Source organism: Bartonella sp. TS82HLJMH (assembly GCF_042193495.1).
GTDB lineage: Bacteria > Pseudomonadota > Alphaproteobacteria > Rhizobiales > Rhizobiaceae > Bartonella > Bartonella grahamii.
This window is the reverse complement of sequence record NZ_JBHILU010000005.1, coordinates 126,292-139,681: the sequence shown is the minus strand read 5'-3', so window position 1 is coordinate 139,681 and position 13,390 is coordinate 126,292. Positions and strand designations below refer to the sequence as shown.

General features: G+C 38.0%; 12 protein-coding genes. 5 read left to right on the top strand and 7 right to left on the bottom strand.

Annotated elements, in window-relative coordinates:
- The 4 genes from ACFIKO_RS04015 to rpsL all read right to left on the bottom strand — a co-directional run.
- The coding region (locus ACFIKO_RS04015) for a GTP-binding protein (RefSeq protein WP_236860026.1) at nt 1-89 on the bottom strand (89 nt) is incomplete at its 3' end.
- A gap of 62 nt (nt 90-151) precedes the next feature.
- Nucleotides 152-2,236: an elongation factor G gene (fusA, locus tag ACFIKO_RS04010; RefSeq protein WP_015856588.1), complete on the bottom strand. Its 2,085-nt coding sequence runs from the start codon at nt 2,234-2,236 to the stop codon at nt 152-154.
- 24 nt (nt 2,237-2,260) lie between these two features.
- Nucleotides 2,261-2,731 (bottom strand): 30S ribosomal protein S7, encoded by a 471-nt coding sequence (gene rpsG, locus ACFIKO_RS04005; protein WP_015856589.1) that lies wholly within the window; start codon nt 2,729-2,731, stop codon nt 2,261-2,263.
- Nucleotides 2,732-2,749: 18 nt separating this feature from the next.
- Nucleotides 2,750-3,121 carry a 30S ribosomal protein S12 gene (gene rpsL / locus ACFIKO_RS04000; RefSeq protein WP_005773262.1) on the bottom strand — a complete coding sequence of 124 codons (372 nt, stop codon included), beginning with the start codon at nt 3,119-3,121 and terminating at the stop codon, nt 2,750-2,752.
- 490 nt (nt 3,122-3,611) lie between these two features.
- Between rpsL and xth the strand changes: the two genes are divergently transcribed.
- The 5 genes from xth to ACFIKO_RS03975 all read left to right on the top strand — a co-directional run bounded on the left by xth (nt 3,612) and on the right by ACFIKO_RS03975 (nt 7,792).
- A complete protein-coding gene (gene xth / locus ACFIKO_RS03995; RefSeq protein ID WP_015856590.1) occupies nt 3,612-4,394 on the top strand; it encodes an exodeoxyribonuclease III in 783 nt (260 codons plus the stop codon).
- Between the two features lie 121 nt (nt 4,395-4,515).
- A complete protein-coding gene (locus ACFIKO_RS03990; protein ID WP_375619590.1) occupies nt 4,516-5,421 on the top strand; it encodes a transporter substrate-binding domain-containing protein in 906 nt (301 codons plus the stop codon).
- Nucleotides 5,422-5,562: 141 nt separating this feature from the next.
- Nucleotides 5,563-6,315 (top strand): amino acid ABC transporter permease, encoded by a 753-nt coding sequence (locus ACFIKO_RS03985; protein WP_273788551.1) that lies wholly within the window; start codon nt 5,563-5,565, stop codon nt 6,313-6,315.
- Between the two features lie 2 nt (nt 6,316-6,317).
- Complete coding sequence (locus ACFIKO_RS03980) at nt 6,318-7,034, top strand: amino acid ABC transporter permease (RefSeq protein ID WP_375673356.1); 717 nt, start codon at nt 6,318-6,320, stop codon at nt 7,032-7,034.
- Between the two features lie 11 nt (nt 7,035-7,045).
- Nucleotides 7,046-7,792 carry an amino acid ABC transporter ATP-binding protein gene (locus tag ACFIKO_RS03975; RefSeq protein WP_375673354.1) on the top strand — a complete coding sequence of 249 codons (747 nt, stop codon included), beginning with the start codon at nt 7,046-7,048 and terminating at the stop codon, nt 7,790-7,792.
- A gap of 102 nt (nt 7,793-7,894) precedes the next feature.
- On the opposite strand, the gene ACFIKO_RS03970 is transcribed toward ACFIKO_RS03975, so the two are convergent.
- The 3 genes from ACFIKO_RS03970 to ACFIKO_RS03960 form a co-directional block, all read right to left on the bottom strand.
- Nucleotides 7,895-8,686, bottom strand: a complete 792-nt coding sequence (locus ACFIKO_RS03970; RefSeq protein ID WP_375673352.1) for a tetratricopeptide repeat protein — start codon at nt 8,684-8,686, stop codon at nt 7,895-7,897.
- A 1,138-nt stretch (nt 8,687-9,824) separates the two neighbouring features.
- Entirely contained in the window at nt 9,825-12,548 is a 2,724-nt protein-coding gene (locus ACFIKO_RS03965; protein WP_375619593.1) for a valine--tRNA ligase, read from the bottom strand.
- Between the two features lie 149 nt (nt 12,549-12,697).
- Nucleotides 12,698-13,264 carry a DUF2497 domain-containing protein gene (locus ACFIKO_RS03960; RefSeq protein ID WP_375619594.1) on the bottom strand — a complete coding sequence of 189 codons (567 nt, stop codon included), beginning with the start codon at nt 13,262-13,264 and terminating at the stop codon, nt 12,698-12,700.
- Nucleotides 13,265-13,390: the final 126 nt, after the last annotated feature.

Below are 13,390 nucleotides of genomic sequence, written 5' to 3'. Positions count from 1 at the left end.
GCTGTCAACGAGGTCTTCCCATGATCAACGTGACCAATCGTACCAATATTAACATGCGGTTTTGTTCGTTCAAACTTGCTCTTCGCCATCTGAGCTCTCCATTTTCCGTCCAAGCCAAGGACTAAGTTAAAAATTAATTACCAACCTGAAATTACGCGTATTTCTTTTGAATCTCCAAAGCAACAGCCGAAGGTACAGGCTCGTAATGATCAAACTGCATTGTGTACTGTGCACGCCCCTGACTCATAGAGCGAAGGGTATTCACATAACCAAACATATTTGCCAAAGGAACCATCGCATTCACAACCGTTGCAATACCGCGCGCTTCAGTTCCCGAAATCTGTCCCCGACGAGAATTGAGATCACCAATAACATCACCAACATAATCATCTGGTGTAACAACTTCCACCTTCATGATCGGTTCAAGAAGCTGTGCACCAGCCTTCTTTGCTCCATCACGAAAAGCTGCACGAGCAGCAATCTCAAAAGCCAAAACCGAAGAATCAACATCGTGATAGCCACCATCAATAAGCGTTGCTTTTACACCAAGCATAGGAAAGCCTGCAAGAGGACCTGACCCCATAACACTTTCAATCCCTTTTTGGACGCCGGGAATATATTCTTTAGGAACAGCACCACCCACAATCTTCGACTCAAAAATAAAGTCATCACCATCATGAGGCTCAAAAACAATTTTCACACGAGCAAACTGACCGGCACCACCCGATTGTTTCTTGTGCGTATAATCAATTTCCGCCATTTTAGTAATTGACTCACGATAAGCAACTTGAGGCTGCCCAACATTTGCTTCAACCTTAAATTCACGCCGCATACGGTCAACAATAATATCAAGATGAAGCTCACCCATTCCAGCTATAATAGTCTGACCAGATTCCTCATCCGATTTAACACGAAATGAAGGATCTTCGGCTGCCAGACGATTAAGAGCAATACCCATTTTTTCTTGATCTGCTTTTGTTTTCGGTTCAATCGCAATCTCAATAACAGGCTCTGGAAATTCCATCCTCTCCAAAATAACAGGCTTCAAAGGATCACAAAGAGTATCACCTGTTGTCGTCTCTTTAAGTCCTGCAAGAGCAACAATATCACCAGCAAATGCTTCTTCAATATCCTCACGAGAATTTGAATGCATTTGAAGCATACGCCCCAAACGCTCTTTCTTCTTTTTCACAGTATTCTCAAGAGAAATACCTTTCTGAACTTTACCTGAGTAAATACGACAGAACGTCAACGAACCAACAAAAGGATCATTCATAATTTTAAAAGCAAGCATAGATAGTGGAGCATCATCTGAAGATTCGCGTGTCGTCTCAGTCTCAGTCTTCACATCAATACCACTAATTGCCGGAACATCAACTGGAGAAGGAAGATAAGAAACAACAGCATCCAAAAGCGGCTGAATTCCCTTGTTTTTAAAAGCTGTACCACAAAGAACCGGATGAAACTGAACTTCTACTGTCCCCCTACGAATGAGAGAAACAAGCTGTTCATTGGTTGGCATAACACCTTCTAAATAAGCCTCTGTCGCAGCTTCATCAACCTCCACAGCCATCTCAATCAATTTCTCGCGATATTCTTCAGCTTTCTCTCTTAAATCAGAGGGAATTTCACTTATCACCGCCGAGGCACCAATAGAACCATCCCACTTTAAAGCCTTCATTTCTACAAGATCAACAACACCTTCAAAGTCATTTTCAGCACCAATCGGCAACTGCAAAACAAGCGCTTTAGCACCCAACCGAGAACCAACCATCTCCACACTACGATAGAAGTCAGCTCCTATTTTGTCCATTTTATTAACAAAAACCATACGAGGCACACGATATTTCTCAGCTTGCCGCCAAACAGTTTCCGTCTGAGGCTCCACACCAGCATTTGCATCCAACAAAGCTATTGCACCATCAAGAACACGCAAAGAGCGCTCAACCTCAATCGTAAAATCAACGTGCCCTGGCGTATCAATAATATTAAAGCGACGCTTCCGACCGTCACGCCCTTCCCAAAACGTCGTTGTCGCAGCAGACGTAATCGTAATACCGCGCTCCTGCTCCTGCTCCATCCAATCCATCGTAGAAGCACCATCGTGGGTCTCGCCAATTTTATGATTCTTGCCGGTATAGAACAGAATACGTTCAGTCATCGTAGTCTTACCAGCATCAATATGCGCCATAATACCAAAATTACGATAATCTTCAATTTTATATTCGCGAGCCATTATATTTGCCTTAGTTTAAAACTTCTACCAGCGATAGTGAGAAAAAGCACGATTAGCCTCAGCCATACGATGAACATCTTCACGCTTTTTCACGGCAGAACCGCGATTATTAGCCGCATCCATCAGTTCACCAGATAAACGCTCAATCATCGTCGTTTCATTCCGACCACGTGCCGCAGCAATCAACCAACGAATAGCAAGAGCCTGACGACGATCAGGACGAACATCAATCGGAACTTGATAAGTAGCACCACCAACACGGCGTGAGCGAACTTCAATATGAGGAGCAACATTCTCCAAGGCCCGATGAAATAGAGCCACAGGATCTGTTTTTACTCTTTTTTCTACAGAATCAAGCGCACCATAAACAATACGCTCTGCAACTGATTTTTTACCATCAAACATAATGGCATTCATAAATTTCATAATAACCAAATCACCAAACTTAGGATCTGGATTAATTTCACGCTTTTCTGCTCTATGACGACGGGACATTGGCTTTGTCTCTCAATATTATTTTGGACGCTTTGCGCCATACTTTGAACGACGCTGTTTACGATTCTTGACACCCTGCGTATCAAGCAAACCACGAATAATGTGATAACGAACTCCTGGCAAATCTTTCACACGACCACCGCGAATCATCACAACAGAGTGCTCTTGAAGATTATGTCCCTCTCCAGGAATATAACCAATCACCTCAAATCCATTCGTCAAGCGAATCTTAGCAACTTTACGAAGAGCAGAATTAGGTTTCTTCGGTGTTGTTGTATAAACACGCGTACAAACACCACGTTTCTGCGGATTCGACTGCAAAGCAGGAACCTTATTACGTTTAACTGGCGCTACACGCGGTTTGCGAATCAACTGGTTTACGGTAGGCATGCAACCTTCCTCTTTTCGATCTACATTCGTCTCACCCAATCGGGCTTTTCTATTTCATTTCTATCCACTCCAACAGAATCGGAACAGATATCTAAGTCTACACACAAAATCGGGCATACCTGCAAAAAAACAGTTCACCCGACCACAAGCAGAGAAGGCAATAGCCTTTTGCACTAGCATTTGCTTTTAATCTTCTTAACACCTGTGAATAATCTTTCGGTTCATATCCAAAACACCTGATCACATCCACATCGGTTATGTCCACCTCTAATAGCGAGAACACTTACATTCGTCAAGAACTAAACAGCAGAAAGTTTTTAAAAATGAAAATAAATTAAATTTTAAAACTTTAAATTTGCTTTTACCGCTACTCTTGATAAATCAATTTACCATAGTAATATCCCTATAAATAAAAAAGCAGCAATGTGACTGTAATAAAACATGAATGCAGTAAATTGAATTGCATACTTGATATCTAATGATGAGCGCCATGAAAATAGCAACGTGGAATATTGCTGGAATAAAAGCACGACATGAAACATTATGTCAGTGGCTGCAGCAAAGCCAGCCGGACATAGTCTGTTTACAGGAAATTAAAAGTATTGATGAAAATTTTCCACGCGATGCAATTGAAAATTTAGGTTACCATATAGAAACACACGGACAAAAAAGTTTTAATGGTGTTGCGATTCTCTCTAAAAAAACACCAGATGAAGTGATCCGTCGATTACCAGGCAATGATAATGATGAGCAAACACGTTACATTGAAGCTGTTTATTCAACAAACAAAGGTGTTGTTCGTGTTGCATCTCTTTATTTACCAAATGGGAATCCTATTGAGAGCGAAAAATATTCCTATAAAATAGAATGGATGGAAAGACTATATACACATGCAAAATCATTGCTTGCGTATGAAGAACCCCTTATTCTAGCGGGTGATTATAATGTCATCCCCGCTCCATTAGATGCAAAAAAACCTCAAGAATGGTATCAAGATGCCTTATTTCTTCAAGAAACAAGAAAAGTATTTCAACGTATTCTTAATTTAGGTCTTTACGATGCTATCCGGAATGTCACCGATACTCCCTCCTTCAGTTTTTGGGATTTTCAGGCGGGTGCTTGGCCTAAGAATAATGGGATTCGCATTGATCATTTATTATTATCACCAGAAGCTGTTGATCAACTTATTTGCGCTCATAGTCAAACAGAAGTAAGGGGATATCAAAAACCATCCGACCACGTTCCTGTTTGGATTCACCTTAATATCAATTAAGAAAGTACAGCCGCCATTATGAAACAACAAAAAATTCCACTCAAAAATAATAACTATGCTACACCATGTAAACAGTATATCTTAAACAGCTAAAGTAAAGATAAATGAATGGAGGACATAAATGAAGAAATCATTGTTAATGTTTATTGCAGCAATGGCCATTGGATTCACAAGTGTCGCGCATGCTGAACATGAGACTCTTGAAAAAATAAAACGAACAGGGGAAATTACTTTAGGTGTCCGTGAATCATCTGGTTTAGCCTACGCCCTTGGTAATAATAAATATGTAGGTTTTCATACAGAAATGGCAGAACGTATCATTGATGATATATCAAAAAAAATTGGTAAACCAATTAAAATTCATTATCTTCCGATCACTTCTCAAAATAGAATTCCTCTCTTAAAAAATAAAACCTATGATTTTGAGTGCGGCTCAACAACAAATGATATTGCCCGCAGTAAAGAAGCAGCATTTGCTTATACGACATACATTGAAGAGGTTCGGATTGCTGTAAAGAAAAACTCTAACATTAAATCTCTTGACGATTTAAATGGAAAAACAGTTGCAACGACCACCGGTACAACATCTGTTCAACTTATTCGTAAAAACAAACGTGCAAAAAACATTCAGTTTAAAGTTTTAAAGGGGAAAGATCACGGAGATAGTTTTTTATTATTAGAATCTGGCAAGGCAGATGCTTTTGTTATGGATGCTTCAATTCTTGCTGGACATATTGCTAAATCAAAGAATCCATCTGATTATGTCATTCTTGATACTGTACTTTCAGTCGAACCTATCGCCTGTATGCTCAGATTAAATGACAAAAAATTTGAACAAACAATCAACGATAGTATCGTACGTCAGATTAAAGATGAATCACTTGAAAAGCTTTATAATAAGTGGTTTATGAAACCGATCCCACCTTCTAACACTGTTATGAACCTTCCCTTGTCAAAACAAACAAGATATGCTTGGGATCACCCAAATAATAAGCCTCGAGAAAGCTACACAGAAAAAGATTTATAAAATTTAATAAAGAAGAACCACACTCTTTAAAAGTTGAGTGTGGTTTATATTTTAATTCACTTTTTAATAAATTTGGCCTATGTAGATGCGCTTAGTTTATTGTCCTATTTGTGAATGACTAATTTGAGGGAATATCAATTAATGGACTTTTCTTTCCTTTGTAGAGATGACCTTACCCAAACACTGGTAACAGGATGTCTGGGAACTCCCGGCGTGAGTCATACCTATTTAGATACACTTCTCGATGGCTTAAAAAATACGGTTATATTGTCTATCACTTCACTTATCTTAGCTGTATTGTGTGGTGTTATTATAGGAACAATGCGCACTTTACCCAAAACATCGATAATCAATTATATATTTCGCACTATCGGTGCTATTTGGGTAGAGATTATGCGTAATATTCCCCTCCTTGTACAAGTATTTTTGTGGTATTTTGTTGTTCCTAAGATTTATCCACCAGCGATGAAATTTTCCCCTATTCTCTTAATAACATGCGCATTGGGATTCTTTACATCTGCACGCATTGCAGAACAGGTTCGTTCAGGCATTGAAGCGATTCCTTCTGGACAACGTTATGCTGCTATGGCAATGGGGTTTACAACTTATCAAAGTTATCGCTATATTATACTACCACGTGCTATACGTACAATTATGCCGCCGCTTACTTCAGAAGCAATGGGCATTGTGAAAAATTCGTCTATAGCATTCGCCGTTTCAATAAATGAGCTCATGCAATTTCAATACCAAGCAATTGAAGAGGTAAGCCATGTTTACGAAAACTATTTGCTTGTTACGATTCTTTATATTCTAATAGCCTTATTCGTATTCATTGTGATGACAGTCATTGAACAAATACTCAAAATTCCTAATTTTCAAACAAAGGGAAATTGAAAATGATGAATTTCATAAGCTCTCAGTTTGGACTTTATTTTCCTTTCAATTTTTCCGACTTTGATTTTTCCTTTTTTACCTTTGATGTATTTCGTTCTTACATTTTATCAGGTTTGCTCTTTAGCGTTTTTCTAACTCTTTTTGCAACGGTATTGGGGTTTGTTTTCGGCACCCTTTTAGCAATGATGCGTCTTTCTTCCATAAAACTTCTTTCTTGGTTTGCAATCGTTTACATAACAGCTATGCGTTCAATACCACTTGTGATGGTTATCTTATGGTTTTTCGTGCTTTTGCCTTTTTTAACCGGTACATCCATCGGTGCAAATAAATCAGCACTCATTACCTTTACCGCATTTGAAACGGCTTATTTTGCAGAAATTATGCGTGCTGGCATAAACTCAGTTTCGCAAGGACAAAAATATGCGGGACAAGCTCTCGGAATGACATATTGGCAAAGTATGTACATTGTCATTCTTCCTCAAGCCTTTAGAGACATGCTACCAGTTTTTTTAACACAAGTTATTATCCTTTTTCAGGATACAACCCTTGTTTATGCAATCAGTGGCAACAGTCTTTTAAATGGTTTTGATATTGCTGCTAATAATTTTGGTGTAAAGCAAGAAGCTTATATCTTAGCAGCTGTTTTCTATTTTATTATCTGTTTTACACTGTCACAAATAGTTTTGTATTTACAAAAAAAAGTATCCATTATTCGCTAATAGGAAAAAAAATGTCTACTCATATGATCGAAATAAGAAATGTTTCTAATTGGTATGGCGAAATTAAAGTCCTTAAAAACTGTACAACCAACATTAATAAAGGAGAGGTTGTTGTCGTTTGTGGTCCATCAGGATCAGGAAAGTCAACACTCATTAAAACTATTAACGCTCTCGTTCCTTTTCAAAAAGGTGAAATTTGGATTAACGGAGTACCAGTTCATTCAAAAAAAACGAATCTGCCTAAATTGCGAAGTCAGGTGGGAATGGTATTTCAACACTTCGAGCTTTTCCCCCATTTATCTGTCACAGAAAATTTAACAATTGCACAAATCAAAGTCCTAAAACGAAGCAAAAAAGAAGCCCTTGAACGTGGATTGTTGTATCTTGAACGCGTTGGGCTGATTGAACACAAAGATAAATATCCTGGTCAACTTTCTGGAGGGCAACAACAACGTGTTGCTATTGCACGTGCCTTAACTATGGATCCACTTGTCATGCTTTTTGATGAACCAACATCTGCTCTAGATCCTGAAATGGTAGGTGAAGTGCTCGATGTCATGATTAGCTTAGCAGAAGAAGGTATGACGATGATTTGTGTAACTCATGAAATGGGATTTGCACAAAAAGTCTCTGAGCGTGTTATTTTCATAGATCAAGGAACAATTCTTGAAGACTGTTCATCTAAAGAGTTTTTTTCTGATCCGCAAGCGAGAACACCGAGAACGCAAGAATTTTTGTCTAAAATCCTAAGTCATTAGCCGTTAGATTATCAAAAAAAGCTATCTTTACTATGAACTTGTATACAAGAAAACAGAGTTTAATATAAGATGAGAGAATGTAAAAATATTACAATCAGATGTTTAAAAACTGTTATTCTTTAAAATCTCAGCAACCAGTGAAATTGCTGTACGTCTCTCAGATTCATTACAAAGAGCAAAAGCCTGTTCTTGCAAAGGGTGAATCCAATTTTTGTCTTTTACGTTAGCTTTTTCATAGGCAGCAGTTAACATTGCTGCCCCACGGACAATTTTTCCTTCTTGAAGCAGTATATTTCCAAGCATTGCTTGGGCAGAAGGACTTCCTTTTTTTGCTGAAAGTTGAAACCATCTTGCTGCTTGTATAAGATTCTTCTCCCTTCCCTCTCCCATTAAAAATATTTTTCCTAAATGATACTGAGCTTTAGGGTTTCCATAGTTTACCGCAGCCTGCATATAAAGATGAGCAGCATAAGAAGGATCAGGTTTCACTGGTGATTGAGGAATACCTTTTTTTATATATCCCGCAAGTTTAACCAATGCATCAGAAACATAACTTTCATCCTCTGAACCAAGATCAGCACCTTTTTCAACAATATATGCAAAAAAATTATATGCCTTATAATCATTTTTAGGGACACCATCACCGTTTGCATAGATAGAGCCAAGTTTCCAATTTGCACCAATATGGCCTCTCTTAGCTGCACAACGTAATGCTGCAATAGCCTGATTTATATGCCCATTTTTATAAGCAGACATGCCACGTTTTAAAAAATAAAACGAACCATCATTCGCTTCTTGCAAGCTATTGACATCTATTACATAAACAGTCGAAAAGAATCCCCCTAAAATCACAACAATCGTGACTTTTTTCCATATCTGAAGCCTACTAACCATTCCTCCCCCTATCTCAATTTTAATGATTATGTCTGTTACAAATTTCTTTATAGATATTTAAACCCTTTTTCTTAGTAAGAAACACACGCAATTTTAAAGTAAAAATTTTAAAAGAAAAGAAAAATAAATAAAAACCATCCAAAATGTTCGATAAAATTAAGTATCCATTTTTATATACAACAAATTGATTTTTAAATATAAATCCTCATTCTATATTTTGTAACACCTCCTTTAACATTCTAGGATTTATTGATTTTAAAATTTTATACACATGAGTAAAAATCACTCAATAAAATAACGTGCATTAAACAGCAACTTGAGAACGAAGAGAATACATGATGAATGGTAAGCGTTTAAGTATAAAAACAATACAAAAGATAGATAAGTATAATGATGATCGTTAACTTATAACTTCACGACTGCCTTACCACCTTAAAGATGAAGTTTCTTGCCACCGTCAATCTATAAACAATACAGCTTTTTGTTTAACAGATTCCACCTGACATCATTTCACATGAGGTTACTTCATACTTTACACACAAGCCCTACCTCAGAATACTCACCACTACATAAAACAAAAATACCACATGTATAATTTTACATGCCTTATATTGCTATTCTAAATGATGATATTTTACATAAATAAAATAACGTATTGATTTATAATGATAGTTTACATTTTTTTGCATGTTGAATGAGACCCTCGAATATCCTAAGATTCTCTCATTCTAAACCTGTTCCATGTTAAATCAATCAAAACCATCCGCTTGTACATTACAAGCAGAGAGAGCTATGTGGATAAAAACTCTGTGTAAGAAAGAACTAAAAATGCCTCTTACGAACGGTCTGTGCTAAGGGCTGTCCGAATTGAACAGGATGGTGCCGGACGCTTGTTACTTCACGAGAATAAAGAAGGGAAGCTCAATAGATTTACCATTATACCATCATGATCTACATCGTGAAATAGGCTTGGATGCCTTAAAAGATGTCTCTTTAATGATAAACATAAAACAATGGATTTCAGTAGAGATTTTATGATCGTTCATGAAAAACTAACAAAAGAGAATGCTGCTTTAAAGAAGATCTATACCAGCCCTAATGATATGAAATCATCCATCAAAAAAATTAAAAGTTGAAATTAATCCAATCGCTCTAAAGCAACAAATATTTTCTTCTGCGCTGCACGCAGTTCTACAACCCTGTTCCGTTCACGCTCAACAATTTCTGCTTTTGCATTTTCTATAAATTTGGGGTTGTTTAACTTAAGCGATATTTTTTCAATATCTTGTTCAATTTTACTGACATCCTTCCTCAAACGAACACGTTCAGCCTCCAAATCAATCAACTGCCCTAATGGTAAACAAAAAACAGCCTCTCCCAAAATCATTTGTGCCGATACTTCCGGAACTTTATCAGAAAAATCAATAACTTCAATACGCGCTAATTTTTTAAGAAGTGCATCATAACGCTTCACACGCTCTCGCGTTACTTCCCCTCCTTCAACAACAACAAGAGGTGCTTGGGTAGCCACTGGAATATTCATTTCAAAACGTACAGACCGAATCCCTGTAACGACATCAATAAGCCAATTAATATCATCAGCAGCTTCTTCATCTATCAATGTTTCCTCTGGCCATTTTGTCAATGCGAGCATATCCTCACGCTTGATGGCTTGCGTTTCTGTAAGAGACCACAACTCTTCCGTCATATGAGGCATAAAAGGATGAAGAAGTTTATAAACTTCATCTAAAACCCAAGCAGTACAAGCTTGAGCCTCATTTTTAGCATCTTCATTTTCCCCCTGAAAAATAGGCTTGAGAAGCTCCAAATACCAATCACATAATGTATTCCAAATGAAACGGTAAAGTGTGGCAGCTGACTCATTAAATTTATAGTGTTCAATACCAGTCGTCACTGCTGAAATCGTTTTGGATAATTCTGTTAAAATCCAACGATTAAGCGCCAGTTTTGCTTGTTCTGGCTTAAAAGTTGGATCATGCTTTACACCATTCATCTGTGCAAATCGAGTGGCATTCCACAATTTCGTAGCAAAATTACGATAACCAGCAATACGGGAAGCGTCAAGTTTTACATCACGACCTTGCGCTGCCATAATAGCTAAAGTAAACCGAAGTGCATCAGCACTATATTGATCAATAAGCTCTAAGGGATCAATAATATTTCCCTTTGATTTTGACATCTTTGCACCCTTTTGATCCCGAACAAGAGCGTGCACATAGACCGTTGGGAAAGGAACGTCACCCATAAAGTGAAGTCCCATCATCATCATACGAGCAACCCAGAAAAAAATAATATCAAATCCTGTCACGGATAAAGATGTTGGGTAAAAAGTAGATAATTCAGTCGTTTTATTTGGCCATCCTAATGTTGAAAAAGGCCAAAGAGCTGATGAAAACCAAGTATCTAAAACATCTGGATCACGGATTAACTCAACAACCTCACCATAATGAGCAAAGGCTGAATCTAAAGCCTCTTTTTCACTTTTTTCAACAAAAACCGTTCCATCAGGACCATACCAAGCAGGAATCTGATGTCCCCACCACAATTGGCGAGAAATGCACCAAGGTTGAATATTTTCCATCCAATTGAAGTAAGTCTTTTTCCAGCTATCGGGAACGAACTGCATTTTGCCTTGTTGAACAGCCTCTATCGCTGGCTTTGCTAATTCAGCAGCATGAACATACCATTGATCTGTCAAAAACGGCTCGATAGGGACACCACTGCGATCTCCATGAGGAACCATATGGGTATGATCATCAACAGAGGCTAAATATCCCTGTTCTTCCATCAAAGAAACAATCTTCTGGCGCGCAACAAAACGATCAGATTTATCGAGATTTTCTACTAACATTTTTAATTCATCTGATAAAATCAAACCATCAAAAAAAGCTTCATTTTCACGGAGAAAAATCTCGGCTTTTTGGGTAAAAATATTGATCAAGCGTAAATGATTACGCTGTCCTACTTCAAAGTCATTAAAGTCATGAGCTGGCGTGATTTTTACAGCACCACTTCCAGCTTCAGGATCAGCATGCGTATCACCAACAATTAATAACCTACGACCAACAAGTGGCAAAAGAGCATTTTTACCGATAAGATTTTTATAACGTTCATCTTCAGGATTAACGGCAATTCCTGTATCACCAAGCATTGTTTCTGGTCGTGTTGTCGCCACTGTTATAAAAGTTGTCGCATCATTTGGATCAAAAATTTTACCCTCAAGTGGATATCTAAAGTGCCACAAATGTCCTTGAACTTCTTTTTGCTCAACTTCAAGATCTGAAATAGCTGTCAACAATTTAGGATCCCAATTAACGAGGCGCTTATCCCTATATATCAACCCTTGCTTATAAAGCGTGACAAAGACTTCACGAACTGCCTGCGACAACCCCTCATCCATTGTAAACCGCTCACGCGACCAATCACATGAAATCCCAAGGCGACGCAACTGATTTGCAATAACGCCTCCAGTTTCATAACGCCACTCCCAAATACGCTCAATAAACTTTTCTCTCCCCATTTCTTGACGCGTTGGCTCTTGGCGTTCTGCAAGTTGACGCTCTACAACCATTTGTGTAGCAATCCCAGCATGATCCATACCAGGCTGCCACAAAACATTTCTGCCACGCATCCGCTGAAATCTAACTATTATATCTTGAATTGTCGTATTGAGCGCGTGCCCCATATGAAGTGAGCCCGTAACATTAGGAGGTGGAAGCATAACGCAAAAAGGTTCTGCACCGCTTTTAGAACCAGCTCCCACTTTAAAGGCCCCACGTGTCTCCCATCTCTTTGCAACCCGTTGCTCTATAGAGGCAGCATCATAGTTTTTTTCTAACATTCTATCCATCCATAACGCCGCTGAAAAACACAATATATGATCAAATCCCGATCAAAAACCCGTGATTTTCAGCCATTCACTAGAGAGCTCGCAAAATTGCAAACAAAATTCTCATAAAATGAAAAACATAAAAATAATGTAAAAAATAGTTAAGATGATTTTTTAATCGCTTTCACAATCTCTTCACGCAAAATATCTTCCAGCAAAATAGGCAATTTAGACTGTAACCATTCTGCTATAGCCGGACGCAACACATCCTTTGCAATCTTTTCTGCAGAAGAAATACAATATGCTGACAATTCCACATGACCATCCCCTCTAGCTTCTGACTGTGATTTCCTTATCTCATCTTCATATTCTTTTGCTTTATAAACAGAATTCCGTTCTTCAGAAGAAAGCTTCATCTTTTGCATATCCATACCAACTGTATTATTTTCTGCCTCTATATCCTCTTTCTCTTGCGTTATCTTCCCCCCTTGATTTTCAGAAGAAAGACCAATACGATCAGCTAAAGCTTTCATAGCATCATCAACCGATAAGGTTGTATCATAAATACCCTCTGATGCAGCTTCTGAACGACCTTCCGAAGCATTCACTGCAACATCTTCATTTAAAAAGTGATCAGATTGAACCGCATTTTCTTCGATTATTTCACGAATAGATGTTAAAATTTCATCCATACTTGGCTCACGTAACACGCTTGAACTCTGTACCATACTTTACAACCTTTCAAAGACGCAACAATAAATAGAATCATATTTTCAGTGTATGCAAAAGAATCATAAGATCAACATGCCTCCCGCGATATTTTCAAATATGCTTGTCATAAAGAGGGCGCTACA

Coding starts and splice junctions, on each gene's coding strand:
- fusA (WP_015856588.1), bottom strand. CDS start 2,236: ATGGCTCGCGAATATAAAATTGAAGATTATCGTAATTTTGGTATTATG.
- ACFIKO_RS03960 (WP_375619594.1), bottom strand. CDS start 13,264: ATGGTACAGAGTTCAAGCGTGTTACGTGAGCCAAGTATGGATGAAATT.
- ACFIKO_RS03975 (WP_375673354.1), top strand. CDS start 7,046: ATGTCTACTCATATGATCGAAATAAGAAATGTTTCTAATTGGTATGGC.
- ACFIKO_RS03965 (WP_375619593.1), bottom strand. CDS start 12,548: ATGTTAGAAAAAAACTATGATGCTGCCTCTATAGAGCAACGGGTTGCA.
- ACFIKO_RS03970 (WP_375673352.1), bottom strand. CDS start 8,686: ATGGTTAGTAGGCTTCAGATATGGAAAAAAGTCACGATTGTTGTGATT.
- ACFIKO_RS03990 (WP_375619590.1), top strand. CDS start 4,516: ATGAAGAAATCATTGTTAATGTTTATTGCAGCAATGGCCATTGGATTC.
- rpsG (WP_015856589.1), bottom strand. CDS start 2,731: ATGTCCCGTCGTCATAGAGCAGAAAAGCGTGAAATTAATCCAGATCCT.
- rpsL (WP_005773262.1), bottom strand. CDS start 3,121: ATGCCTACCGTAAACCAGTTGATTCGCAAACCGCGTGTAGCGCCAGTT.
- ACFIKO_RS03985 (WP_273788551.1), top strand. CDS start 5,563: ATGGACTTTTCTTTCCTTTGTAGAGATGACCTTACCCAAACACTGGTA.
- ACFIKO_RS03980 (WP_375673356.1), top strand. CDS start 6,318: ATGATGAATTTCATAAGCTCTCAGTTTGGACTTTATTTTCCTTTCAAT.
- xth (WP_015856590.1), top strand. CDS start 3,612: ATGAAAATAGCAACGTGGAATATTGCTGGAATAAAAGCACGACATGAA.